Raw genomic sequence first — 24883 nt, 5'->3', positions numbered from 1 at the left:
GGCAAAGTAGCGGATATATTTTATTTACATAGGCATATATATGTTGCGGATACAAAATACTTTAGCTAAGTTAAAGGCTTACTGCAGATGAGCGCAGAAATATAATGAATGCTCAAAAATAAAATGTTAGGACTTTATGGCCAAGATATTTATTTCTTATGCTAGAGAAGACAGCCAAATCGCACAAAGATTGACCACAGAACTCCATCAGCGGAAGCATGATGTGTTCTTGGACCAACAATCGATTCGAATTGGTGCTCACTGGCAAGAGGACATTAAGCGCCACCTAAAAGATGCAGATGTTTTTCTAGCGCTAGTCACCAACCATAGTGACAAATCCTATTATTTCAATATAGAAGTCACCTCAGCCGTTTCCTATGTAGCTCACAGCAATAGGGATAAATTGATATTGCCAGTGGTGCTAGATCAGGCATCACTGAACGATAGCGATCTTGGTGCATTTCAGGCTCTATTTGGGCGCACTGAGGACTTCGATTTTCTCGTTGGGGAAATTGAAAACGCCATAAGTCGTTTCGAAGGGTTCCGGATTGCTCAAGAAGAGATAAAGGATCTTCAAGGGAAAATTCTTGAAGAAAATTCAGCCGACTACATAAAAGAAACCATTGAAGATCTCACTGCGCGGGAAAAAACTGGGCGAAAACTTGCTTCAAGATGGCACTTGGCAGGTTATGCCACACTTGTCGCATCGGTCATTTTCGTCTTTACACTTTGGTGGATGGCTGAACGCACACTTGCTCAAGCCACTCTTGAGACCAATCGTTTGCTGTTTGATACCGTAAAAGGGGTCACAATTGTTGCTTTGCTTCTGGGGCTTGCTAGATATGCATTTTTGTTGGCAAAAGCACATCAGCTTGAGGCGCTAAAGAATGCTGATCGCTTACATGCTATTTCGTTCGGTAAATTCTATATGCGTGTTTTTTCTACACAAATTACACCGGCAGAAATTAAAGAGGTGTTTCAGCATTGGAACACATCTGGTTCCTCAGACCTATCGCACCTCGACGTTGAGAAAGTAGATTCACGATTTGCAGAGCTAATTAGCAAGGTGGCGGACAAATTTGATGGGAAGCCAAAGTCCTAACCTGGCACTCAACTTTGCTCACTTCGCTGGGCTCGCCAAAGCTGAGATTTGGCGTCGGTTAGATCTACGTTAAGCACATAAGCAGGTATCGATACAAAAGGATAAATGAAAGTAATAAACAGGGGCAGATAAAAACTAAAAGGCTGAAAAAAATCATGTTTAATTTTTATCTGACCCTAATTATTTCTAATAACTTATGGTCATTCTCAGAATTTGCGACCACGCGTATTACTAATATAAATCATCTTAGTGTCGATCAACTTCCTGCGGCACGACGATTCAGCGATGTCGGGGCGGAGTTTTAAATGATGAAGAGAATACATTAAAGATGAGGAGTTATAAATGAACGAGGTAATAGTGAGCGAAATTGTCGAGGCCGACCCACTAAGTCCTTTGGAGCGTGCACGCTCTGATTTCGTGCGTGATATGGTACAGCGGCGTGAACCAACTTCGCTCGGCTCTGCGACGTGGTCCGCTGCCCCCACCCCCAAACGTATTGTACAGTTCTGGGACGACTTACAGCGATTGCCGCAAGATGTCAAAGCCTGCATGAGTTCATGGAAGCAGTTGGAGCGAAGTGGATTTACGTTAGAAGTGTTCGACAAAAGATCGGCCAGTGCTTTCATTCGAAACCGCTTAGGGGCTCGCTATGAAGACGCATTTAATAGGTGCTACCACCCCTCAATGATGTCGGACTACTTCCGTTACTCTTATGTGTTTGTGGAGGGAGGATTCTACATCGATGCCGACGATGTTTACCACGGAACCCCCGTTGAGCAACTCTTCGTCGATGGAAGGTTGAAGCTTCAACCATTCTGTTACGACATTGCAACGTCTCGAATGGTAGAGCCGTCAATATTTACCAAGCCTGGGGCCAATCAGCCTGGATGGATTTTCTACTTCAATACCACCCCGCTTATTGCGTCCGCCCGTCACCCCATAGTTGAAAGAGCGCTGATGAATGCCACGGTATCTCTCGAAGCAGACAGTACAAGCGGGTTGCCTGAAGTTCAGGCTACGACGGGACCAGGCAATCTCACTAGGTCGGTCTTCGAAATACTTGGCGAAGGCTGCTCCCATGACGCAATGATGGTCGCGCACGATTGGGAATTGATATCCTCCAGCCAGTGGCCATTGAGCTATCGCGACGATTCAAGGAACTGGAGACTGTCTAATCAGCAGGCGTATTGTGCTCCTTCACTTCTGGACGTGCGATGAATCCGGCACGCCCATACCTTGCCGTTCTTCGTTGGGCATTTCGTCTAGGGCACGGCCTTCGCAGGCTCCTTCCTATGCAGACGTCCATCGCATTTGGGGCTCAGCAGATCCCGGCGGCGCGGACAATTGAAAAGATATACGTGATCAATCTCGATCGTGAGCCAGGTCGGTGGTCTCGCGTGAAGCAGGAGCTAGGATGCATAAGGGATAGATTTGGTAATGATCTTCTCAGCCTCACAGAACGTCACGTTGCTGTGGATGCGAGATGTTTTTTGCAGGACCCATCCAAAGACTCAGAGGTAGATCCTTACTACACATTGGCGGATCAACTATTTGTTGAGCCTCAGCCTCGGACTCTTCCGACGAGTTATGAGCTTGACGCACCAATCCGAATGAGTAGGGCGGAGGTGGCTGTTGCCAAATCGCATATTGAGGTCTGGAAACGAGTTGCGCAGGGGGCGCAAGAGTATGCCCTTATTTTAGAGGATGACGTCTGGTTTCATCCCCGTTTCGCACGCCATCTAGACCAGGCTTGGAAGAACTTCAAGGCCGATGATCAACAAAGCAGCTTCGACGTTCTTTACGTTTCTTATTTGGAGGTGAAACATGGCGCTCCAAAGTTGCAGGTGTCGAACTATGTTTTCCGGCCGGAGCGTGGACTGTGGTTTTTGTCTGGATACATCCTTTCCAAAAAGGGAGCCGAGAAACTTCTTAGCATGTTGCCGTGTCGCGGCCCGGTTGATCTTTGGATAAACCATCAGTTCCGCGCTCTAGACGTGTACGCAACTAAGCGTAGCATAGTCCTTCAAAGGACAGACACAACCTCAACAAATTCGTACTCGATTCTTCCGGCCCTATCTACGATTGGCGCGATCAACAGCGAAGGGGCAGCATTGTTCAACTCTCGTCCGACGCAGTTCCCTGTCTTTGCGTTTGGCCCGTCCAACTCGGGACAGTCATCCATCGGGATGGCACTGTTGATGCTTGGTTACCGATGCTGCAGCGATTTAAAGGATTTGCCGAGCGAAGAGTTGAAAAGGCTTCGCGAGGGTAATGTTGATAGGGTGTTCAATGCGTATGTCAATATTGGATGCATCGAGTTGATGATAGGGGATCTTCGACATAGTTACCCCCATGCCAAGTTCATCTTAACAACCGACGCTGCCGGGCAAACTGCTCGCGGCGTTCTAGATGACCTCGAGGGGGCGGACGTCATCGTGCTTGATTGCGACGATGTCAATGTCTGGCGGACTCTCTGTGAGCATCTCCGGTGCGCGCCACCTTTGTGCTCATTCCCCAAACTGGACGATCTGGGCCAACGACATATCGGGGAAACGCCTAGCCAATCTGCCTTCACCCAGAAAAGTGTGATAGCCAAGCGGGATCGATCTCCTTGGGTTGTTGAGTCAAGTCACCGCGCGTGGTCAGGTATTCGAGTTGTACCGCACCCGCTGGTGGGCGAGGACGATTGGGTAGATGCCTCTGGGAGGCTCGACCCGCTGTATTGGTTTGCTCGGTCAGACACATTCACCGGTAATTTAGCGTTGTTCCGCCCCCAGAACATTGAATTTGACGAAGATGGAGGAGCGACTATTCACGTCCGACGGGAAGAGTTGGGCGCTCGACAATACAGTGCAGGCGCGCTAACTAGCCATGCCGACTACCTGTTTGGGAGGTTCGAATCAACCTTCCAAGCGTCCAACGTACCAGGTATCGTCACTGGATTCTTTCTTCACCGTAACTCTCCGCATCAGGAGATTGACATCGAGATTGCCGGTAACTTGCCAAATCGCCTTCTTGTAAATGTCTTCTACAACCCAGGCGGGGAAGGCGCAAAGTTCGACTACGGCTATCGGGGCGCTCCTAGCTACATAGAATTGGGCTTCGACGCTTCGAAAGGTATGCATCGGTATGCTATTGAATGGACACCGTGGGAGATTCGATGGTTTGTGGATGATCTCCTGGTCCATCGACGTGTGCTTTGGGATCCAACCCCGATTCCCCATTTGCCGATGAAACTGCACTTCAACACGTGGCCTACTCGATCCTCTCAACTCGCAGGGCGCCTCAATACCCGTCGGCTACCGACAGTGGCAAATGTACAGTCGATTCGCGCGCTTGCGCACAGAGCATCAGTACACCAACAGAAATCCAGGGGGCTCTATAACTTGGACGGGCCAGTTATCAACGGAGTTCAAGATGAAGATACTCTCATACAACCCAGGCCATGATGGCGCATTTGCATATATTGAGAACGGGCGTTTGGTGTTCTCTATCGAGGCCGAGAAGAGTTCGAAATACCGACATTCTTCACTATCTATTCCGGATACATTCGACGCCCTTGCCGAGCTTCATGACATTCCCGACGTGCTCTGTAAAGGAGGATGGTGGCCTGGTGACTCTCCGCAAGGAGGGGAAAAGGTGGCGGAATATCGCGGCAGCGATCACGGCCAGATGATTGTCAGCAAGAAGCAGTTATTGGGAAAGACCATTGACTTCTTCTCATCATCCCACGAGCGCTCGCACCTTCTATGTGCGTTTGGGATGTCTAGTCTAGCGAAGGGCACCCCATGTTATGCGTTGCTCTGGGAGGGCGTTATTGGAGCGTTCTACGAGATCGATCCGGAATTGAATGTGACGAAGGTGGCCGATGTGATGCCGGAGCCTGGCCATCGCTATGCCATGCTCTACGCACTAGCAGATCCTACCTTCGACAAAAGTACCGCTGAATTCTCCAGGTTGTCTGACGCCGGGAAGCTTATGGCGCTGGCTTCTTTCTCGAAAAGAAGCCAGCCAACGGCTGAGGAAGAGGCAATCATGTCTTTCTTGTTGCAAGATTGCGAGCATCTTAAGCCCCGCGACTGTGAAGCCTTTAAAGGGTCTCGGCATTACAATGTGGGAGTGGAGGATCCGGAGTTCTGCAACTTTGCTGGCATCTTCAGCAATCGCCTGTTCGACCGTTTCCACCGGTTTGCTGAGATGAGTCTGAAACGGGGTATGCCATTATTAATAGTGGGGGGATGCGGGCTTAATTGCGATTGGAACACTAAATGGAAAGATTCTGGATTATTCAGCGATGTGTTCGTCCCCCCAGTCGCTAACGATTCAGGTTCAGCGATTGGTACAGCCATCGACGCGCAGTTTCATTTTACCGGCGACCCAAAGATAAAGTGGGATGTCTACTCTGGTTTGCAATTTATCTTTGACGAACCCGTCGATAGCTCCCTATTCGATGAGTGGGAAGCGAGTAATGCCACTGTAGCCGCAATGCTTGCCGGCGACTTGATCTTAGGGTGGGTAAGCGGCCGCTACGAGATCGGGCCACGCGCGCTCGGTAATCGTTCCATCTTGGCTGCGCCTTTTAACGCCAGCACCAGAGAGCGGCTGAACATCATCAAGCAGCGGGAACAGTTTCGTCCAATCGCTCCCGTTTGCTTGGAGGAGGAGGCAAAAAAATGGTTTGGATGCAGCCAACCTAGCCCATTCATGCTTTACACCTATCAGGCCACCACTGACGTACTTGCAGCGGTGACCCATGTTAACGGGACTGCGCGTATTCAAACAGTGTCCACAGTGAGCAATCTTACTTTGTTTGAGTTACTGACTGCCTTCAAAGAGCAAACAGGTTATGGAGTACTGTGCAATACGTCTCTGAACTTCAAAAGTAAGGGCTTCATAAACAAGATGTCCGATATGTCGGCTTACACGTTGCAACATGAACTTGACGGATTTGTAGTCGAGGGACGTGTCTACATGCTGAAATCGTCAGTGGCTTATCAGAACTACTCGCGCAGCCACAGGTGAACTCCCGCTCTTGAATAAATGGGATCATAATGAAAAGAAATAAAAGGGTCAGATAAAGATTAAAAGGGCGAAAAATATCATGTTTAATTTTTATCTGACACGGTAATACATTTTGTAATGAACAGCAGGATTATGCTTAAACTAAAATTTATTGCTGCAGCAATCAGCATTTTGGGCTTACTGGTTTTCGGCTTCTACGCAAACGAAGCGCGAAAAGAAATTTATTATCTTTGCGGCAATGTTAGTAAAGGAACCGCTTACTCAAGTGTAATACGGCAATTAAACACGGTTAATTTGTCGGAATACAAAGTGGAAAACCTGCCGCAGGGTAAACGCGTTAGTCACAGTAGCGTGCTGCATTTTCACTTGCTTAGCTGCGATATAGAATTTAACCCGCAAGAAAAGGTAGTTTCTGTTTTGTATGGTTAAACAAAAGTAGCTAACTGAATAACCTTTGCTTTGGGCAATAAAAAAGGCGCTGTTTAAAGCGCCTTTTGTGTATTGTGGGAGTTATTAAAACTCAGCGTTGCCCGGTGTACGCGGGAAGGCGATAACGTCGCGCACGTTACCTACACCGGTAACGTATGACACTAAACGCTCAAAGCCTAAACCAAAGCCGGCGTGTGGCACTGTGCCGTAGCGGCGCAGGTCGCGATACCAGCTGTAGTCTTCTTTATCCAGACCCATTTCAGCTAAACGCTTATCAAACTCTTCCAGGCGTTCTTCACGCTGGCTGCCACCGATAATTTCACCAATACCGGGGGCCAGTACGTCCATCGCCGCTACGGTTTTGCCGTCGTCATTTAAGCGCATATAAAAGGCTTTAATGTCTTTCGGGTAGTTTTGCATAATGATCGGCGCGCCGATGTGCTCTTCAGCCAGGTAGCGCTCGTGTTCAGATTGCAAATCGACACCCCATTCCACAGGGTATTCGAATTTCTTACCGCAGGTTTTTAAAATTTCGATAGCATCGGTGTAATCCATCCGCACAAAAGACGAATCAACCAGCTGCTGTAAACGGGTTACTGCTGTCGGGTCGATACGCTCGGCAAAAAATGCCATATCATCGGCGCGCTCGGTCAGTACGGCTTTACAGACGTACTTCAGCATATCTTCTGCCAGCTGGGCGATGTCTTTTAACTCAGCAAAGGCGACCTCTGGCTCAATCATCCAGAATTCCGCTAAGTGGCGGCTGGTGTTGGAGTTCTCGGCACGGAAGGTTGGGCCAAAGGTGTAAATTTTTGACATGGCGCAGGCATAGGTTTCGCCGTTTAACTGGCCGGATACGGTTAAGAAGGTTTCTTTACCGAAGAAATCTTTGCTGTAATCAATATTGCCTTTGTCTGTACGCGGCAGGTTTTCCAGGTCCAGCGTACTGATACGGAACATTTCACCGGCGCCTTCAGCGTCTGAGCCGGTAATAATTGGCGTGCTGATCCAGTAATAACCCTGCTCATGGAAAAAGCGGTGTACCGCCTGGGCTAAACAATGCCGCACACGGGTAACGGCACCCATAATGTTGGTGCGTGCGCGCAGGTGGGCGTGTTCACGCAGGTATTCCATGCTGTGGCGCTTGGGTGCCATCGGGTAGGTGTCCGGGTTTTCTACCCAGCCTAATACCTCAACCGCAGCTGCTTGCAGTTCAAATGCCTGGCCCTGGCCTTCAGAACGTGCCACAGTACCAGTAACGGCTACAGAGCATGACGTTGTCAGGCGCTTTACTTCAGCTTCGTAATTAGGTAAATCTGAAGGGGCTACGGCCTGCACCGCATCAAAGCAGCTGCCATCATGAATAGCTAAAAAGGAAATACCTGCTTTTGAATCGCGGCGTGTGCGGATCCAGCCTTTAACGGTGATAGACTCACCAACGGCATAGCGACCAGCTAAAACATCTTTAATAACGGCATGCGTCATGCAACAAACTCCAGAGGGTGTAAACTTAGCAAACTGCGTAAAGCCTGTAATGATACTGAGCCAAACGCACAACACAAGTAAAAGTTATCAGGACTTTAAAATTGATTACAGAGCAGGAAAAGTCAGAAAAATATGAGCGCCGCCAGGGGCCGGATATACTGTGCCGGGCTTTTGGCTGGCTGGCAGTATTGGGCTGGATACTATTTATTGCCGGCATGGTGGTAGCGCATTATGCCAGCCCGGAGCTGGATACCGGGCTGGTGCGTTACTGGGGTATAGAAATTCGCAGTGACTGGCACCCGCAGTTAACCGTTTATCTGCAATACCTGCTGTGGGCGGTGGCATTGGTCAGTGGTTTGAGTTTACTGCTAAACCGGTTGCGTTTGCGCCGTCGTGGCGATCACCTGCATTTTAATATTGTTATATTGCTGCTTAGCAGCATTGGTTTGCTGCTGTACCTGTATCGGCAGGTCTAAGCTTTGAGTTTTAAGTTGTGAGTTTTTAGTTGTAAGTATTGACTGCTCTATACTCCGGTTACCTTGCGCATGGCTGAGGTAAGTTTGCCCAGTTGCTCGCTGCTAATAATAAACGGTGGCATCACGTAAATCAGGTTGTTAAACGGCCGGATCCATACTCCCAGCTCAACAAATTGCTGCTGCAGGGCGCCGACATCTACCTTGTTGTGCATTTCCAGCACACCTATAGCGCCTAATACCCGCACATCTTTTACTGAGAGCGAGCGGCGGCAAGGGGCCAGTTCCTGCTGTAATTGTGCTTCAATCGCTGCTACCTGCGCCTGCCAATTACCCTTTGCAATCAGCGTTAAACTGGCATGGGCTACGGCACAGGCCAGAGGGTTGGCCATAAAAGTAGGGCCGTGCATTAAACCGCCGGCCTGGCTTACGCTGATACCGCGCGCCACTTCATCAGTGCACAGTGTGGCCGCCAGCGTAATATAACCACCGCTGAGTGCCTTACCCACGCACATAATATCCGGAGCTATGCCGGCATGCTCACAGGCAAACAACTTGCCGCTGCGGCCAAAGCCGGTAGCAATTTCATCGGCAATCAGCAGCACTTTATATTCGTCACACAAGGTTCTGGCGCGGCGTAAAAACTCCGGGTGATAAAAGCGCATACCGCCGTAACCCTGCACTATAGGCTCTAAAATTAGCGCGGCAATTTCAGTGTGTTTTTCTGCCAGCAGTTGCTGCAGCGGGGTAATATCGCTTTGTAAAAAGTCGCCGTCAAACCGGCTTTGCGGTGCCGGTAAAAAGTAATGCTGTGGCAGTAAGGCGGCGAACATATCGTGCATGCCATCGACCGGATCGCACACCGCCATAGCGGCAAAGGTGTCGCCATGATAACCCTTACGCAGGCTAATCAGCTTTTGTTTTTGCGGTGTCTCACTGGCCAGCCAGTACTGCAGTGCCATTTTAATCGCCACTTCTACCGCGATAGAGCCGCTGTCGGCCAAAAACACCTTGGTTAAATTTTGCGGCACCATACTCAGCAGCTGTTTACACAGCTCAACTGCTGGCTGATGGGTAATACCGCCAAACATCACATGCGCCATTTTGCCCAGTTGCGCTGTTACTGCAGCGTTAAGGGCGGGGTGGTTATAACCATGCACGGCTGACCACCAGGATGCTGTGCCATCAATTAAGCGCTGACCATTTTCCAGCACCAGCTCACAGCCTTCAGCGGCCACTACCGGATACACCGGCAAAGGGTTTTGCATGGAGGTATAAGGGTGCCAGATATGCGTGCGATCAAAAGCCAAATCAATGCTCATTATTTAACCTGCAGTAAAGTTTTAATTCTGGTCAGCGTTGACAACGCGAAGGTGGCGGTTAGACTAGCCGAAAACACCTTTAACCTCAATTTAAACAGGGATTTTTATGCAGGCTGTTGTCCGCCACGACTGGACCCTCGCGCAAGTCAATGCACTTTATGCGCTGCCGTTTAACGATTTATTGTTTCAGGCGCAAACGGTGCACCGCCAGCACTTTAAACCAAACGAAGTACAGGTAAGTACCTTGTTGTCGATTAAAACCGGTGCCTGCGCAGAAGACTGCAAATACTGCCCGCAAAGCGGCCACTACAATACCGGGCTGGAGCGTGAACGCCTGCTGGAAGTGGAAAAGGTATTAACCCAGGCCAAAGCGGCGAAAGACAAAGGCGCCAGCCGATTTTGTATGGGCGCCGCCTGGACCAACCCGAAGCAGCGCGATATGCCGTACATTATTGAAATGGTGCAGGGCGTAAAGGCCATGGGCCTGGAAACCTGTATGACACTGGGCATGTTAACCGGTGAACAGGCGCAAACCCTTGCCGGTGCCGGGCTGGATTACTACAACCACAACCTGGATACCTCACCGGAGTTTTACGGTGAAATTATTACCACCCGTACCTATCAGGACCGGTTAGATACGCTAAGCCATGTGCGCGATGCCGGTATGAAAGTATGCTGTGGCGGTATTTTGGGTATGGGCGAGAGCGCTAACGATCGCTCGGCGCTGTTAATGCAACTGGCTAATTTGCCTGAGCACCCTGAGAGTGTGCCGATTAATATGCTGGTAAAAGTGGCCGGTACGCCGCTGGAAAATGTTGACGATTTAGACGCCTTTGAGTTTATCCGCACTATTGCGGTGGCGCGCATTATATTGCCGCAAAGCCATGTGCGTTTATCGGCCGGCCGCTCACGTATGAACGAGCAAATGCAGGCGCTGTGTTTCTTTGCCGGTGCTAACTCTATTTTCTACGGCGATAAACTGCTGACTACCGATAACCCGGAAGCCGATGCCGACATGCAGCTGTTTGCCAAGCTGGGTATTAAGCCGGAGCAGCGCCATGATGTGTCTGACGAAGCGCACGAGCTGGCATTGGCCGATGCAATCAAAGATCAAGTTAACCCGCCGCTGTTTCACGCGGCGCAGTAAACATGCCACAGGCTAAGCTGGCGCAGTTAAGCCAGGCGCTTGAACTGCGCAGAGCACAACAGCTGCTGCGCACTCCGGTAACGCTGGAACGTTACAACGGCAGGTTAGTAGTTGTTGCCGGCACAAGTTACCTCAACTTTTGCGGTAACGATTATCTGAGCCTGGCAACAGCACCGCCGGTGTTGCAGGCTTATGCTGATGGTGCTGCACAGTTTGGCGCTGGTAGCAGCGGCTCGCCATTGGTTACTGGCCAGCATGCGGTGCATCAGCAGCTTAGCGACAGCTTAGCCGACTGGCTGGGAGTAGAGCGGGTATTGCTGTTCTCCTCCGGCTTTGCCGCCAATCAGGCCATGCTGCTGACATTAAGCAGTAAAAACGACACCCTGGTACTGGATAAGCTTAGCCACGCCTCAATAATTGATGCTGCACTGCACAGTGAAGCCAGCTTAAAGCGCTTTGCCCACAATGATGTTGCGGCCTTGCAAAACCTGCTTAGCCAGGTAAGCCAGCCGATGGTGGTGACAGAAGGTGTGTTCAGTATGGATGGCGACAGCCCGGATCTGGCGGCGATGTTAACGTTGTGCCGACGCTATGATGCTCCGCTGCTGCTGGATGATGCCCATGGCTTGGGCGTGTTGGGGCCAGAGGGCAGAGGCACTGCCGCGGCGCAGGGCATTGCGCAAAGTGAGCTGTTTTGCACTATGGCTAACTTTGGTAAAGCACTGGGCACCGGCGGAGCTTTTATTGCTGGCAGTAAAACCGTGATCGATTATATCGAGCAGTTTGGCCGGCATTATATTTACAGTACCGCTTTGCCACCACCGCTATGTGCAGCCGTGCTAAAAAGCATTGAGCTGTGCCGCAGCGATAGTTGGCGGCGCGATAAGCTACACAGCAATATCACCTTGTTTCGCCGCCTGGGCGCCGATCTGCCGCTGCTTAATTCGCAAAGTGCTATTCAGGGCCTGGTATTGGGTAGCAGCGAGCGCGCTGTGGCTGTCAGTAACCAATTAAAACAACGGGGTATTTGGCTTAGCGCCATTCGCCCGCCAACAGTACCGCAGAGCAGTGCTCGTTTACGCATTACACTAAGTGCGGCGCATACGGCTGAAGATATTACATTGTTGCTGCAACAATTAAGGCAGGTGCTATGACAGCAGTTAGCGCTGCAACCGCAGAGGGTTTTATCCGCCAGGTGGCACAGAGTTTTGGTAAAGCCTGTGACAGCTATTTACCGGCAGCGCGGCTGCAGCAACAGGTGGCATTGGATGCGCTGGCACTGTTGCCGGCGAACAACCAGGGGCATTTGCTCGATTTAGGCTGTGGCCCGGGTTGGATCCATCCGCGCTTTGCTACCTATTGCAGCCATTTTACCGCGGCAGATTTAAGCGCCGGTATGCTGGCAAAAGCTGCAAGCCAGCAGCTAGCCGCTCACATCGGTACAAGCTATCTACAGGCAGATGCTAAGCAATTGCCACTGGCGGCGCACAGCGTTGATAAAGTGTTTTCCAGCTTAATGCTGCAGTGGTGCGCCAAACCGGCGGCGGTATTTGCCGAAATAGACCGCATATTAGCGCCCGGTGGTCGGGTGGTACTGACGACTTTAGTCGATGGTACCCTGGCAGAGCTGAAACAGGCATTTGCCAGTTTGGATCAACAGCAGCATGTAAACCGCTTTTTGCCTGCGGCTGAGGTAGTTGCCGCTGCAAAACCGGTCAGCAGCATTCGCTGGCAGTTTGAACAACGTTGTTACCCGCTGTTTTATCCGGACGTTATCAGCCTGGCGCGCGAGTTAAAAGCGCTGGGTGCCAATCAGGTTGCCGGACGGCAAAGTCGCGGTTTAACCGGCAAAGGCTACTGGCAAAATCTGGCCGGTGCTTATAACATCCACCGCAGCACGCTGGGCTTACCGGCCAGTTATCAGGTGCTGATTATCAGCGGCTATAAAGATGCCAATTAACAACTGCTTTATTACCGCTACCGATACCGACGCCGGCAAGACCTATGTCAGCAGCCTGCTGTTGCAAGGCTTTAAAGCGCTGGGCACAACAGCGCTTGGCGTAAAGCCAATAGCGGCGGGGGCTGACGGCCAAGGCTGCAATGGTGACGCGTTACTGTTGCAACAACATTCCGGTATCGCGTTACCTTATGAAATGATCAATCCAGTCTGTTATCAGGCGCCGGTGGCACCGCATTTGGCGGCCGCTAACGAGCAATTACCGATTGACGAAGCTCAGTTAGATGCTGCCTTGGCCCAGTGGCAGCAATTACCGGTGCAGCAATTATTAATTGAAGGCGCCGGCGGCTGGTTATTGCCGATAAGCAATCAGCGTTATCTGGCCGACTGGGTGGCCGATAAGCAGTTACCGGTAGTGCTGGTGGTAGGCATGAAACTGGGCTGTTTAAACCATGCCATGCTAACGGTGCGCGAAATTGAGCGCAGCGGCTGCTCTTTGCTGGGTTGGGTTGCAAACTGTATTGATCCGCACATGGCGTTACTTGAGCAAAATATTGCCGATTTACGCCAGCGTATCACTGCACCTTGTTTGGGGGTTGTACCTTTTGCGCCGGAACCGGTGCAGTATCAGCAGTTAGCTCTGGATTTGGCGACACAGCTTATGCAAGGTGTCAGGAGCAACCGGTTTGCCCACACCAACACGCCGTGAATACATCCCTGTAGGCTCGATTCAGGCATCCATGCCTTCAACGGTTGGTTTAGAGCAAACCGATTGCTCCCGTCCATACAGGCTGTTTATTCCAACCTTCGTAAACAGACTCTGAGCTCCGCAGAGAATTCTCTTACAGCAAAAACTCATCTAAATCGCTGTCTGCTGCCAGTGGCGTTTTATTACCGCCGACAAACAGATAACCCCCGCCAGCACCAAGCAATGTCAGGCTATTGCCACTGCGTTTTAGTGCCGTACCTTCTGGCAGGGCAATAATGGGTGTGGCCGGATGCAGTTGCATAAACTCCGCTAAGCGCATATCGCGGGTCTCACCATGAAAACCTTCCGGCTTATAGTCGGTGTAATGCGGGTTTAATTGCAGTGGTAACAGGTTTAACGCATTAAACGAGGCCGGTTCAATGATTGGCATATCGTTAGTGGTGCGAATGGTGGCGCCGGCAATGTTTGAGCCGGCACTCCAACCAATATAGGGTACGCCTTCGGTTACGCGTTTCTTGATGAGTTGCACTATATCCTGTTGATATAGCTGATAAAGCAGGTGAAAGGTATTGCCGCCACCTACCGCAATAGCCTGCGCTTGCACCACAGCCTGGCGTGCATCAGCAAACTGATGAATACTGCGCACCTTAATGCCCTGTGGCGCCAGTGCCTGCTGCACTGTGGCCAGATAGTCGTCATAGTTAATGCTGACGCCGGCGTAAGGAATAAACAGCAACTCATCTACACCGCGTAAGTGCTCAGTAAGCCACGCCATATATGGGGCCAGATAAGCGCTGTTATTAGCGCGCGAACTGCTCAGTAGTAATAATTGCATGGCTAACTCCTTCATGTTGCTGCCATTGTAGCCAAAAGCGCTACGGCAGACACCTTTTCTTACAAATAATCTGCGTTGTTTAAATTGAAAATGGCCTCTAAAGCCATATATTACGTGCAGTAAACCAATTGAGGAATGCAGTATGAAAAGAGTATTTTTATTTTTAGCCACCAACCTGGCGGTTATTCTGGTGCTGAGCATAGTGCTCAATATCGTATTCAGTTTCCTCGGCGTGGATCGCAGCAGCATTGGCGGCTTACTGGTATTTGCTGCAGTGTTTGGTTTTGGCGGCTCTTTTATCTCCCTGGCCATGTCAAAGTGGATGGCAAAACGTTCTACCGGTGCAGTGGTAATTGAGCAACCCCGCAATGCTACCGAACAATGGTTAATGGCTACCGTAGCGCGCCAGGCTAAAGCCGCCGGTATTGGTATGCCGGAAGTGGCCGTGTACGACTCACCGGAAATGAATGCCTTTGCCACCGGCATGAACCGCAATGATGCTTTAGTTGCCGTAAGTACCGGTTTGCTGCGCAATATGCGCGAAGACGAAGTGGAAGCGGTGCTGGCGCACGAAGTGTCGCATATTGCTAATGGCGATATGGTTACGCTGACGCTGATCCAGGGCGTGGTAAACACCTTTGTAATTTTCCTTGCCCGTTTGGTTGCCGGCATGCTGAACAATAACGGCAATAATAATCAGGGTGGCGGTATAGCCTATTTTGCCACCGTAATAGTGCTGGAAATGGTATTTGGCGTACTGGCCAGTATTATCGTGATGTGGTTCTCACGTCAGCGTGAATACCGTGCTGATGCCGGTGCTGCCAAGCTTGAAGGCGGGCCGAATAAGATGATCGCCGCGCTGGAACGCTTAAAGCATAACCACGAAAGCCGGCTGGAAGGCAGTATGATGGCTTTTGGTATTGCCGGTGGTGCGGCAAAATCTGAGCTGTTTTTAAGCCACCCGCCGCTGGAAAAACGTATTGCTGCGCTGCGCGGACGTTTTTAATCGATAGCAGGTAAAAACAAAACGGGGCTTTATGCCCCTTTTTTGTTTTTTTAGTCTTGTACTTTACGCACAAACTCCGATTTTAAACTCATGGCGCCAAAGCCATCAATTTTGCAGTCTATATCATGATCGCCCTCTACCAGGCGGATGTTTTTCACCTTAGTGCCAATTTTTACTACTGAGGATGAGCCTTTGACTTTTAAATCTTTAATCACCGTTACCGTATCACCATCCTGCAGCACATTGCCGGCGCTATCGCGGATCTGTTTACTGTCTGCGGTATCGACCACATTAGCAGACCACTCATGGCCGCACTCCGGACAAATTAACAGGGCGCCATCTTCATAGGTGTAAGCAGACTGGCATTTAGGGCAGGCGGGTAATGTACTCATAGCAGGGTTCCTGAAACAGCGCTTAAGCGCAAAAACGCGCATTATACCTCAGGCTGGCCCTGCAGTGGCACTATTGATGCTTTGAGTTATTGCTGCTTTGAACTATTGATCCTTTGAATAGCGGCAATAGCCGAACAATACTGCTATCAAAGCGCGATTTTGCTATGGTAAAGCAAAAATAACTGTACGGAGTTCTTATGTTACAGACTATACCGGCACCGAAAATAGATGCATTTTTACCCCCACGCCGCATCCTGATGGGCCCCGGGCCATCAGATGTGCACCCTCAGGTTTTAGCCGCTCAGGCCCGGCCAACAGTCGGCCATTTAGACCCACTGTTTATCGGCATGATGGATGAGTTAAAGCAGCTGCTGCAGTATGCCTTTCAAACCCAAAACGATATGACACTGGCAGTATCAGCGCCCGGCAGTGCCGGTATGGAAACCTGCTTTGTGAATCTGTTAGAGCCAGGTGATACGGTAATCGTGTGCCGTAACGGTGTATTTGGCGAACGGATGCGCCAAAACGTTGAGCGCTGTGGTGCTACCGCTATTACGGTAGACAATGCCTGGGGCGAGCCGGTAGACCCGGCTGCAGTGGAAGCAGCATTAAAAGCCAACCCGCAGGCAAAGTATCTGGCCTTTGTGCATGCTGAAACCTCAACCGGCGCCTTGTCGGATGCGAAAACCCTGTGTGCGCTGGCACAGCAATACGACTGTTTATCTATTGTTGATGTTGTGACTTCATTGGGCGGTGTTGAACTGCGGGTAGATGACTGGGGTATTGATGCTATCTATTCCGGCAGTCAGAAGTGTTTATCTTGTGTGCCGGGTTTATCGCCGGTGTCATTTTCACCCAAAGCGGTTGAGCGTATTAAAGCGCGGACCAGGCCGGTACAAAGCTGGTTTTTAGATCAAAGCCTGGTAATGAGCTACTGGAGTGGTGGCGCCAAACGCAGTTATCACCACACGGCACCGGTTAACGCCCTGTATGCACTGCATGAATCGCTGCGCTTGCTGGCTGGCGAAGGGCTGGAGCAAAGCTGGCAGCGCCATAAGCAAATGCATGAGCTGCTAAAACAAGGTTTAACAACTTTGGGGCTGGAGTTTGTGGTGGCAGAGCCGTACCGCCTGCCGCAGCTGAACAGTGTGTATATTCCGCAGGGTGTCGATGATGCCGCCGTGCGTAAACAGTTGCTGGCGCAATATAACCTGGAAATAGGTGCTGGCCTGGGTGAGCTGGCAGGTAAAGCCTGGCGTATCGGCCTGATGGGTTATGCGGCCCGGCGCGAAAATATCGCGCTGTGTATCAAAGCGTTAGAGGATGTTTTAGCGTAGTTTATTGGCTAATCATGCCTTGTGGTTATTTGGTCGTTTTTGTTTGGCGCGTTTTGCCGCTTCTGCTAAGTTGATGCACAACAGCAACATAACAATACCAAATAGCTACGAGGCCTTAATGAAACTACGTTACACCTTACTAAGCCTGGCGTTGCCGGGTTTATTGTCGTTGCCGGCATTGGCAGTACAGGGTTATTACCGTTCACCGGTATTACAGCAGGATCAGTTGGTGTTTACCGCTGAAGGCGATTTATGGCAAGCCAGGCTAGACAGTGAAAAAGCCCGCCGTATTACCAGCCATGCTGCAGAAGAAACCCAACCGCTGTTATCGCCAGATGGCAGCCAATTGGCCTTTGTTGCTGATTATGACGGCGCAGCTGAAATTTATCTGATGCCATTAGCTGGTGGTGTAGCCAAACGTATCAGCTATGAAAACAGCCGGGTGCGTATTCAACAATGGTTAGCTGACGGCCGTATTTTATACGCTACTGATAGTGGCGCCGGGCCAGCCAATTACTGGCTGCTGAAAACGGTTGATCCGCTAAGTTTAGCCACTGAAACCTTACCGCTGGCAGATGCCTCCGGCGGCAGCATAGACGAGCAAGGGGGTAATGTTTTTTTCAGCCGTTTTGGTTTGCAGCTTACCGGCGACAATAGCAAGGTATACCGCGGTGGTGCCATGGGTGAGCTATGGCGCTGGACGCTGGGTAGCAAAGATGAAGCCGTACTGCTAAGCAAAGGCCACAACGGTAGTATCAGCCAGCCGCTGTTTTATCAGGGCCGGGTGTATTTTGTCAGCGACGCTGACGGTAACAGCAATATCTGGTCGGTTGCTGCTTCAGGCGGTGATTTTAAGCAGCACAGTTTTCATCAGGATTGGCGTATTGGCCGCATCAGTGTGTCAGACGGGCGCATTGTGTATCAGCTGGGTGCCGATTTACAGCTGCTGCAACTGGCAGATGGCCAAAGCCGCACTTTAACACTTCAGATACAGTCTGATTTAGTGCAGCAGCGCGAGCGTATTATCAATAAACCACTACAGTATTTTAATTCGGCTATTTATCAGGCGCAGCACGATAACAGCGATAAAGTGGTGGTAACTGCCCGCAGCCAGATAGCGCTGGCTATGCCTGGCAAACAACGGCTGGTGCAAATTAGTACGCCGGCTGGCAGCCGCTCCCGCGCGGCGGTGCTGTCTAAAGATGGTAAATGGGTCTATGCCATTAACGATCACAGTGGCGAAAATGAAATTTGGCGCTTTGCAGCCGATGGCTCAGATAACGCGCAGCAATTAACTAAAGATGGCAGCGGCCATCGCTGGCAGCTAACGCTATCGCCTGATGGCGAATATCTGGCACATGATGATAAAAACGGCGATTTATGGCTGTTGCAGTTAAGCAATGGGCGTAACAGCAAGGTCTACAGTGGCGGTATAGGCCTGGCCGGTTATGACGATATTAATTGGTCGGCCGACAGCAAACTGCTGGCATTTACGCTTAATTCTTCCAGGCAAAGCCGCTCGCAGGTCGTGCTGTATAGCCTGGCCGAGCAGAAAAGTGCGGTGCTGACTTCAGATAAATACACCTCCTTTGCACCTGCGTTCAGCCCCGATGGCCTCTGGCTGTATTTTGTCTCAGATCGGCAGTTTACGGCTACTCCGGGCCATCCCTGGGGGGATCGTAATCTGGGGCCGATGTTTGACCGGCGCAGCCAGCTGTTTGCCGTTAGCCTGAAGCAGCAAGCCTGCTTTGCGTTTCGGCCGCTACAGGAGCTGGAAAACTGTGACGACAAAGCGGCTAAAGACAGCCTGACAGGCAAAAAAGCGACATTAGTGGATTGGGACGGCCTGAATGCCCGCTTGTGGCAGGTTCCGGTGGCGTCAGGCAACTACAGCCAACTGGCGGTAACCGATAAACGGCTTTATCTGCTGGATCGTAACAGTGGCCCGGATAGCAAACCGGTATTAAAGCAGATTAAGTTCAGCCAGACAGAAGCCAAAGCTGAGGTGTTTGCCACTGATATTGCCGACTATCAGTTAGCAGCCAATGGCAAAAAGCTGTTTATGCGTAAGCACGCCAGCGAGGGCGCTGGCGCTATGTATGTGGTGGACGCCGGCGATAAAGCGCCGGCAGATCTGGCCAAAGCCCGGCTTAATAGTGACAGCTGGCAGCTGAGTATTAATCCGGCACAGGAGTGGCAGCAAATGTTTGCCGATGGCTGGCGCATGCACCGTGATTTTCTGTTTGATAAAGGCATGCGAGGCCTGGACTGGCAAGCCAGCAAAGCGAAGTATCAGCCATTATTAGCACGGGTGACCGACCGCTATGAGCTGGATGATATTTTTGCCCAGATGATGGGCGAGCTTAATGCATTGCACTCGCAGGTACGTGGTGGTGAATATCGTGCGGATGAAACAGCAGCGAAAGCCGCCAGCCTGGGGGCTGAGTTTAGTACCGGTAAAGATGGCCTGGTGATCCGCCATATCTACCGTACTGACAGTGAACTACCGGCACAAGCTGCGCCTTTGGCCAAACCCGGTGTTAATGCCAAAGTGGGGGATAGCTTAGTCTCTGTTAATGGCCGCGCGGTAAAGGATATTCCCGGCCTTACTCAGGCACTGCGTAATCAGGCCGGTAAGCAGGTGTTGTTAACTCTGCAGCGGGGCAAGCAACAATGGCAAACGGTGGTAGAGCCGGTTAGCAGTAGCCATGACAGCATGCTGCGGTATCAGGATTGGGTGTCAGCCAATCAGCAACAGGTTGCCGGCGCGGCCAATAACCAGTTAGGTTACTTACATTTGTATGCAATGGGCGCCAATGATATTGCCAACTTTGCCCGCGAGTTTTATGCCCACTATGACAAACCCGGCTTAATTATTGATGTAAGACGCAACCGTGGCGGTAATATTGACAGCTGGATCATCGAAAAACTGCTGCGCCGCGCCTGGGCATTCTGGCAGCCGACCCAGGGCGATGCCTACACCAATATGCAGCAGGCGTTTCGTGGTCACTTAGTGGTGTTAACCGACCAACTGACATATTCCGATGGTGAAACCTTCTCTGCCGGGGTTAAAGCTTTAGGGCTCGGGCCATTAATTGGTAAGCGTACTGCCGGTGCCGGTGTCTGGTTATCCGGCCGTAACCGGCTGGCCGATAACGGCATGGCGCGGGTAGCGGAAACAGCTCAGTTTGCTATGGACGGGCGCTGGATCATTGAAGGTTATGGCGTAACACCGGATCAGGAGGTAGATAACTTACCTTATGCCCGCTTTAACGGCCAGGATGCGCAATTAGAGCAGGCCATTGCCTACCTGCAGCAAAAATTGCAAAGCCAGCCGGTTGCACCGCTAAAAGCGCAACCTATGGCAAAACCGCTGGCGTCGGATATATTGCCTTAGGGCATTTCGCTTGCATTCAGCTTTGTATAAGCCCGGTGAGATTACCGGGCTTTTTTTACTGCTGTATTTCACATCAGCGCTTTGCTTTTAGGCCAAGGGCAGCTATGGTGAGTAAAACAACAGAGCAGGAACGCACCTATGCCAATATCACCACAACTTAATGCTGAAATTCGCGTGTTAACCTTGTTTAATCTTGATAGCGCCATGGAGGGAATTAAAGTTCACAAATCGGCCGATACGGATACGCTGGCCGCGATAAAACGGCTGTATGACAAAGGGCTGGTCACGCAGGAAGATGGCGGTTACCTGACCGATCTTGGCATTCACTGCGCCGAACATCTGCAAACTGCTTTACGTATTCTTAATGGCACGCCGCAAACGGCCTAACTCTGCTTTATGGCACTTAAGTAGTTGTTTCAGCTGATTAAGTGCCTCAGTGTCCTCTTTATATAATGCCTGTTCGTATAGTGCAGTTAACTGCTTAAGGTACGCATTATGTGCCGGGTAGCGCTTAGCGCATTGCAGCAAAAATGCCGAAACAGATAGCGATAGCGGTTTTGCCGCCAATGCTTTGCCCAAATAGCGGTGCAGCTGTTTTGTTGCTTGTGGTGTGTTGTCAGTGCCGCTTTGCGTTAAGCGCAAATACAGCAGCACTACAATAATAATGCTAAACAGCACAGCCGCTGAATAAGCCATAGCCGGCAAATAACGGTACAGGGTACGCCACAGCTCGCGCTGGCGGTTATCATTAAACCCCAGTACCCATACTGACCAGTAATAGTCGAGATGCATCAACTGTTGCCGCAGATTTTGCAGCAAAACCAGCTGGCGCCAACCCGGATCCAGTAAAGCACGCTGATCTTCCGGTAAGGCAGAATCCAGGCTATCCAGAATGCGCTCAGGCGCTACCGCCGCTGTTGGATCAAATGGCTGCCAGACACCGTTATGCAGATATTCTACCCAGGCATGGGCTTCGCGCTGCCGTACCGCCAGATAACCTTGCTGCGGGTGCCAGTTACCGCCCTGATAACCACCCACCACCCGCGCCGCAATACCGGCGTGGCGTAAAATAACGGCGCTGGCCGACGCATAATGGCTGCAAAAGCCGGTATGGCTGTCAAACAAAAAGGCGTCAATACTGTTGCTGCCAAGCCGCGGCGGGGTAAGGCTGTAATAAAACGGCTGCCGGCTAAAATGCTCAGCCAGAGCCTGCACCAGCTCATGGCTTTGTGGATACTGCTGCTTCAGCTGATAGGCAAATTGCTGCGTCTGCGGGTTACCCGGCGGCACACGCAAGTTAAGCTGTTGCTCCTGCTCAGATACCAACACCACGGGTGTAAGGCTGCTGCTTACCTGATAACTTAACCGCTGGCTAACAGGCTTATTGCTGCTTAACAGCCCACTTGGGCTGATAAAAACATTGCTGCTGCTGGTAACGGGTGTAGCTAAGGCAAATAAGCCGGTTTGCTGGCTGGCTTCGGCAATAATACGGTAACTCAGGCTACTATCGGCAGCAGTGTCTGCAGCGCGCTGCCGGCTGGCATTTTGCCGCAGCGCATTTACCTGCCAGCGCCTGCCATCAAAGTCTTCGTATAGCCTGGCGCGCCAGTACAGCTGCTGCCGCGGTGGCAGGGCACCGTCAAATTCTACCCGAAATGCCAGGCTGTCATCCTGTACCAGCTGCTCTATGCTGCCCGGATCCAGGGTATCGTTAAGGCCGGTGCTGGCAATATTAACATTCGGGATTTGCCAAAACGGCGGCAGGCGCGGGAACAGTAAAAAGATGGCCAGCCATAATGGCAGAATAATCAGTATGCCGCGGCCTGTCTGCAACCAGTTTAAACGGCTGACAGAGGGCGAAAACAGCCGGTAATGGCTGTACAGGTTAACGGCAAACACCAGCAAAATGAACAGGGCTATCAGCATGTCCTGGTGCAGAATAAAGCAGCAGGCAATCAGAAAATAATGCACCCACACCAGTTGGCGGGCTTCGTACAAATGCTGCAAAGCCAGCAGGCGCGCGGTGGCCGCCAGCAGCAAAATTTGCAGCATAAAATGCAGTACACCTGCTTGTCGTAGCTGCAAAAAGAATGTTATGGCAATAATGCCGGCCAGCAGATTCACCAGTTTAAGGCTAATGCCGGCTTTGGCTTTAAATACGCTTAACAACCGGTACAGCAGCAACAAGGCAAATATGGCAATAACCCAACCGGCGAATGCCTGTTGCAGTAGCAGCAACAATGAAAACTGAATGGCAGCCCAGCTAAGCAGTAATTGTTTTTGTTTCTGCATCTGTTGTGTCAGCACAGTGCCAGCTCCTGCAGGCATCGCTGTAAGTGTTGCGGGCCTTTTGCCTGAGGCAATGTCAGTGCCGGCGTTTTCAGCCCGTAACTGCTGCCGGATTGCTCCAGTTGCAATAATTGCTGGCAGGCATAACGTAGTGCACGCTCTAAGGCATCACCAGATAACGCCGGCACGACTACCCAGCTGGGCTCTGCCTGAGCAGAAAAGTGTTGTTGCCTGACCACCGGGTTCGCTGGATCGCGCGCCAGGCGTTTCCACACTATATGCCGCACACTATCGCCGGCACGATAAGGTGCCAGTGTTTCACCGGCATCGGTTTTAGCCTGTTGGCTGGTATCAGTGGCCGCGACGTTAACAGCTGATTTATCTGCATCAGGTGCCGGGTATACCCAGTAAGGCTGTGCCAGTGCTACATAGCTCCAGGCGCGCCATAAACCAAAAGGGTACTGGCTGGTTATTTTTATACGTGGCAGGGGGTATTTACCGCGCTTTGTGCCAGTAAGGTTTAGTGATGCTGTCGCAGCTGGCTGGCTTAACAACACTGTTTCATTGTGCTGGACAAAATTCATGTTCAGCATAAAGTGTTTTTTGTCACTGCTAAGATTTACCGTCACGGTGGTGTCTGTACCGGCAAAGCCTGCTGCTGCGTGCTGGCATTGCAGTGTTAAACCACTGATATTCTGGTAAGCCAGCCCAATATTGACCAAAAACACACTTAGTAACAGGTAGCACAATAATAGGATCAGGTTGTTTTGATAGTTGGTACCCAATAAATATAACAGCGCAATCAACAACACAAACCACCAGCCATAACGGGTTGGCAGAATAAAAATCAGCTTTTGCACCAGCGTAACCTTGTCTGCAGCCGGTTGGCGCTTATCCAGATACCGGCTGATCAGTTGCCAGTATCGCTGGTATAGCCGCTGTTTTAACGTCAGATTGGGCATGGCGTCTGTAATAGCAGTAACTGGCTTAAACGGCTCTCCTGTGCATCTGACGATGGCGCCAGACGGTGTTCAGCCACATAAGGAAACACCTGCTGTACATCTGCTGCGGTAACATAATCACGCTGGTTAATTAAGGCGAACGCTTTGGCGGCACGCAAAATAGCTTTTGATGCGCGGGGGGATAATGGCAACATATCGCTGCGATGGCGGCTACTGTTAACCAGTGCCAGTAAATAATCTATCAGTGCATCTGATGCCGCAACTTTGGGCACTTGCTGCTGTAGGGCGCGCAGCTGTTCGGTATTCAGTTGCTCGGTTAGCAGCTCGAGCCGCGAAGTACTGCTGTCGCGTTGTAATAACTGATGTTCGGCCTGATGATCGGGAAAGCCCAGCGACAGGCGAAACATAAACCGGTCCAGCTGTGATTCTGGCAGTGCTGAAGTACCGGCATGAAATAACGGGTTTTGGGTGGCAATAACAAAAAACGGCGTGGGCAGGGCGCGGGTTTCACCATCTACTGACACTTGTTTTTCTTCCATTGCTTCGAGCAATGCGCTTTGTGTTTTCGGGCTGGCACGGTTTATCTCATCTGCCAGCAATACCTGGCTGAATACCGGACCGGCCTGAAAGCGAAATTGTTGTGACCGGGCATCGTAAATGCTCATGCCGACTAAATCGCCGGGCAGTAAATCGCTGGTGAATTGTACCCGGCGGTAACTAAGGCCAAGGCTGTTTGCCAAAGCATGCGCCAGAGTGGTTTTTCCCATACCGGGTAAATCTTCTAGCAGTAAATGGCCTTCTGCCAGCAGGCAGCATAACGCCAGCCGGATCTGGCTGCTTTTTCCCAGAATCACCTGATTAAGGCTTTGCTCTACATTATGCAACTGAGTTAACACCAGGGCTCCTTACTGCTGTGAGCGGAAATAACACTATACCGTTGGTTCATACTACCCCTGCAATGCAGAACTGCAAACTAAAAAGGCGGCCGAAGCCGCCTGTAGATCCGTTTAACTTTATTA

Annotated in this window: 21 protein-coding genes; 14 read left to right on the top strand and 7 right to left on the bottom strand. The window is 50.9% G+C overall.

Features of this window, described 5'->3' with window-relative positions:
- Positions 1–136 precede the first annotated feature (136 nt).
- From BLW68_RS12535 to BLW68_RS12515, 5 genes are all read left to right on the top strand, one after another.
- On the top strand, positions 137–1102 hold the full coding sequence (locus BLW68_RS12535) for a toll/interleukin-1 receptor domain-containing protein (protein ID WP_092793812.1): 966 nt from the start codon (positions 137–139) through the stop codon (positions 1100–1102).
- A gap of 342 nt (positions 1103–1444) precedes the next feature.
- Entirely contained in the window at positions 1445–2320 is an 876-nt protein-coding gene (locus BLW68_RS12530; RefSeq protein WP_218141366.1) for a glycosyltransferase family 32 protein, read from the top strand.
- A gap of 74 nt (positions 2321–2394) precedes the next feature.
- Positions 2395–4551, top strand: a complete 2157-nt coding sequence (locus tag BLW68_RS12525; protein WP_177172229.1) for a family 16 glycosylhydrolase — start codon at positions 2395–2397, stop codon at positions 4549–4551.
- Positions 4520–6124 (top strand): carbamoyltransferase C-terminal domain-containing protein, encoded by a 1605-nt coding sequence (locus BLW68_RS12520; RefSeq protein WP_092793809.1) that lies wholly within the window; start codon positions 4520–4522, stop codon positions 6122–6124. Before BLW68_RS12525 ends, BLW68_RS12520 begins: the two co-directional genes overlap by 32 nt.
- A gap of 132 nt (positions 6125–6256) precedes the next feature.
- Complete coding sequence (locus BLW68_RS12515; RefSeq protein WP_092793807.1) at positions 6257–6553, top strand: hypothetical protein; 297 nt, start codon at positions 6257–6259, stop codon at positions 6551–6553.
- 84 nt (positions 6554–6637) lie between these two features.
- On the opposite strand, the gene asnS is transcribed toward BLW68_RS12515, so the two are convergent.
- Positions 6638–8038, bottom strand: a complete 1401-nt coding sequence (asnS, locus tag BLW68_RS12510; RefSeq protein WP_092793804.1) for an asparagine--tRNA ligase — start codon at positions 8036–8038, stop codon at positions 6638–6640.
- Between the two features lie 101 nt (positions 8039–8139).
- Here asnS and BLW68_RS12505 point away from each other — a divergent pair, with 101 nt between their 5' ends.
- Entirely contained in the window at positions 8140–8514 is a 375-nt protein-coding gene (locus BLW68_RS12505; RefSeq protein WP_092793800.1) for a hypothetical protein, read from the top strand.
- 47 nt (positions 8515–8561) lie between these two features.
- Here the strand turns inward: BLW68_RS12505 and bioA are convergent, their stop codons facing one another.
- Positions 8562–9833: an adenosylmethionine--8-amino-7-oxononanoate transaminase gene (bioA, locus tag BLW68_RS12500; RefSeq protein ID WP_092793797.1), complete on the bottom strand. Its 1272-nt coding sequence runs from the start codon at positions 9831–9833 to the stop codon at positions 8562–8564.
- A gap of 106 nt (positions 9834–9939) precedes the next feature.
- On the opposite strand from bioA, the gene bioB reads away from it, so the two are divergent.
- From bioB to bioD, 4 genes are read left to right on the top strand one after another with little or no spacing between them, the layout of a single operon-like run.
- Positions 9940–10980 (top strand): biotin synthase BioB, encoded by a 1041-nt coding sequence (bioB, locus tag BLW68_RS12495; protein ID WP_092793794.1) that lies wholly within the window; start codon positions 9940–9942, stop codon positions 10978–10980.
- Between the two features lie 2 nt (positions 10981–10982).
- Positions 10983–12134, top strand: coding sequence for an aminotransferase class I/II-fold pyridoxal phosphate-dependent enzyme (locus BLW68_RS12490; RefSeq protein WP_092793792.1), 1152 nt, complete (start codon positions 10983–10985; stop codon positions 12132–12134).
- The gene (locus BLW68_RS12485) at positions 12131–12940 is read left to right on the top strand and encodes a methyltransferase domain-containing protein (RefSeq protein WP_092793789.1); all 810 of its coding nucleotides are present in this window, start codon (positions 12131–12133) and stop codon (positions 12938–12940) included. The genes BLW68_RS12490 and BLW68_RS12485 overlap by 4 nt, the downstream gene beginning before the upstream one ends.
- Positions 12930–13646, top strand: coding sequence for a dethiobiotin synthase (gene bioD, locus BLW68_RS12480; protein WP_092793787.1), 717 nt, complete (start codon positions 12930–12932; stop codon positions 13644–13646). Before BLW68_RS12485 ends, bioD begins: the two co-directional genes overlap by 11 nt.
- A gap of 133 nt (positions 13647–13779) precedes the next feature.
- On the opposite strand, the gene pepE is transcribed toward bioD, so the two are convergent.
- Complete coding sequence (pepE, locus tag BLW68_RS12475; RefSeq protein ID WP_092793929.1) at positions 13780–14481, bottom strand: dipeptidase PepE; 702 nt, start codon at positions 14479–14481, stop codon at positions 13780–13782.
- 142 nt (positions 14482–14623) lie between these two features.
- Between pepE and htpX the strand changes: the two genes are divergently transcribed.
- Positions 14624–15487, top strand: coding sequence for a protease HtpX (gene htpX / locus BLW68_RS12470; protein ID WP_092793785.1), 864 nt, complete (start codon positions 14624–14626; stop codon positions 15485–15487).
- 50 nt (positions 15488–15537) lie between these two features.
- Here htpX and BLW68_RS12465 read toward each other — a convergent pair whose 3' ends face one another.
- Entirely contained in the window at positions 15538–15879 is a 342-nt protein-coding gene (locus tag BLW68_RS12465; RefSeq protein ID WP_092793781.1) for a zinc ribbon domain-containing protein YjdM, read from the bottom strand.
- Positions 15880–16076: 197 nt separating this feature from the next.
- Here BLW68_RS12465 and BLW68_RS12460 point away from each other — a divergent pair, with 197 nt between their 5' ends.
- From BLW68_RS12460 to BLW68_RS12450, 3 genes are all read left to right on the top strand, one after another.
- Positions 16077–17216, top strand: a complete 1140-nt coding sequence (locus BLW68_RS12460) for a pyridoxal-phosphate-dependent aminotransferase family protein (RefSeq protein WP_092793777.1) — start codon at positions 16077–16079, stop codon at positions 17214–17216.
- Between the two features lie 118 nt (positions 17217–17334).
- The gene (locus tag BLW68_RS12455; RefSeq protein WP_092793776.1) at positions 17335–20613 is read left to right on the top strand and encodes a S41 family peptidase; all 3279 of its coding nucleotides are present in this window, start codon (positions 17335–17337) and stop codon (positions 20611–20613) included.
- Positions 20614–20751: 138 nt separating this feature from the next.
- Positions 20752–21000, top strand: a complete 249-nt coding sequence (locus BLW68_RS12450) for a TIGR02647 family protein (protein WP_092793773.1) — start codon at positions 20752–20754, stop codon at positions 20998–21000.
- Here BLW68_RS12450 and BLW68_RS12445 read toward each other — a convergent pair.
- From BLW68_RS12445 to BLW68_RS12435, 3 genes are read right to left on the bottom strand one after another with little or no spacing between them, the layout of a single operon-like run.
- Positions 20965–22920 (bottom strand): transglutaminase TgpA family protein, encoded by a 1956-nt coding sequence (locus BLW68_RS12445; RefSeq protein WP_177172228.1) that lies wholly within the window; start codon positions 22918–22920, stop codon positions 20965–20967. The two genes, BLW68_RS12450 and BLW68_RS12445, sit on opposite strands and share 36 nt — an antisense overlap.
- On the bottom strand, positions 22914–23864 hold the full coding sequence (locus tag BLW68_RS12440; protein WP_092793768.1) for a DUF58 domain-containing protein: 951 nt from the start codon (positions 23862–23864) through the stop codon (positions 22914–22916). Before BLW68_RS12440 ends, BLW68_RS12445 begins: the two co-directional genes overlap by 7 nt.
- Positions 23852–24760, bottom strand: a complete 909-nt coding sequence (locus BLW68_RS12435) for an AAA family ATPase (RefSeq protein WP_092793766.1) — start codon at positions 24758–24760, stop codon at positions 23852–23854. Before BLW68_RS12435 ends, BLW68_RS12440 begins: the two co-directional genes overlap by 13 nt.
- Positions 24761–24883 lie beyond the last annotated feature (123 nt).

Source organism: Rheinheimera pacifica, assembly GCF_900108485.1.
GTDB lineage: Bacteria > Pseudomonadota > Gammaproteobacteria > Enterobacterales > Alteromonadaceae > Alishewanella > Alishewanella pacifica.
The sequence above is the reverse complement of the archived record's forward strand: the minus strand, read 5'-3'. Positions and strand labels throughout refer to the sequence as shown.

What these genes read in the sequence shown, in the direction of transcription:
- BLW68_RS12520 (WP_092793809.1), top strand. Translation starts at nt 4,520, where the DNA reads ATGAAGATACTCTCATACAACCCAGGCCATGATGGCGCATTTGCATAT.
- pepE (WP_092793929.1), bottom strand. Translation starts at nt 14,481, where the DNA reads ATGCAATTATTACTACTGAGCAGTTCGCGCGCTAATAACAGCGCTTAT.
- BLW68_RS12515 (WP_092793807.1), top strand. Translation starts at nt 6,257, where the DNA reads ATGCTTAAACTAAAATTTATTGCTGCAGCAATCAGCATTTTGGGCTTA.
- BLW68_RS12485 (WP_092793789.1), top strand. Translation starts at nt 12,131, where the DNA reads ATGACAGCAGTTAGCGCTGCAACCGCAGAGGGTTTTATCCGCCAGGTG.
- BLW68_RS12450 (WP_092793773.1), top strand. Translation starts at nt 20,752, where the DNA reads ATGCCAATATCACCACAACTTAATGCTGAAATTCGCGTGTTAACCTTG.
- BLW68_RS12455 (WP_092793776.1), top strand. Translation starts at nt 17,335, where the DNA reads ATGAAACTACGTTACACCTTACTAAGCCTGGCGTTGCCGGGTTTATTG.
- htpX (WP_092793785.1), top strand. Translation starts at nt 14,624, where the DNA reads ATGAAAAGAGTATTTTTATTTTTAGCCACCAACCTGGCGGTTATTCTG.
- BLW68_RS12465 (WP_092793781.1), bottom strand. Translation starts at nt 15,879, where the DNA reads ATGAGTACATTACCCGCCTGCCCTAAATGCCAGTCTGCTTACACCTAT.
- BLW68_RS12525 (WP_177172229.1), top strand. Translation starts at nt 2,395, where the DNA reads ATGCAGACGTCCATCGCATTTGGGGCTCAGCAGATCCCGGCGGCGCGG.
- asnS (WP_092793804.1), bottom strand. Translation starts at nt 8,038, where the DNA reads ATGACGCATGCCGTTATTAAAGATGTTTTAGCTGGTCGCTATGCCGTT.
- BLW68_RS12530 (WP_218141366.1), top strand. Translation starts at nt 1,445, where the DNA reads ATGAACGAGGTAATAGTGAGCGAAATTGTCGAGGCCGACCCACTAAGT.
- bioD (WP_092793787.1), top strand. Translation starts at nt 12,930, where the DNA reads ATGCCAATTAACAACTGCTTTATTACCGCTACCGATACCGACGCCGGC.
- bioA (WP_092793797.1), bottom strand. Translation starts at nt 9,833, where the DNA reads ATGAGCATTGATTTGGCTTTTGATCGCACGCATATCTGGCACCCTTAT.
- BLW68_RS12460 (WP_092793777.1), top strand. Translation starts at nt 16,077, where the DNA reads ATGTTACAGACTATACCGGCACCGAAAATAGATGCATTTTTACCCCCA.
- BLW68_RS12440 (WP_092793768.1), bottom strand. Translation starts at nt 23,864, where the DNA reads ATGCCCAATCTGACGTTAAAACAGCGGCTATACCAGCGATACTGGCAA.
- bioB (WP_092793794.1), top strand. Translation starts at nt 9,940, where the DNA reads ATGCAGGCTGTTGTCCGCCACGACTGGACCCTCGCGCAAGTCAATGCA.
- BLW68_RS12490 (WP_092793792.1), top strand. Translation starts at nt 10,983, where the DNA reads ATGCCACAGGCTAAGCTGGCGCAGTTAAGCCAGGCGCTTGAACTGCGC.
- BLW68_RS12535 (WP_092793812.1), top strand. Translation starts at nt 137, where the DNA reads ATGGCCAAGATATTTATTTCTTATGCTAGAGAAGACAGCCAAATCGCA.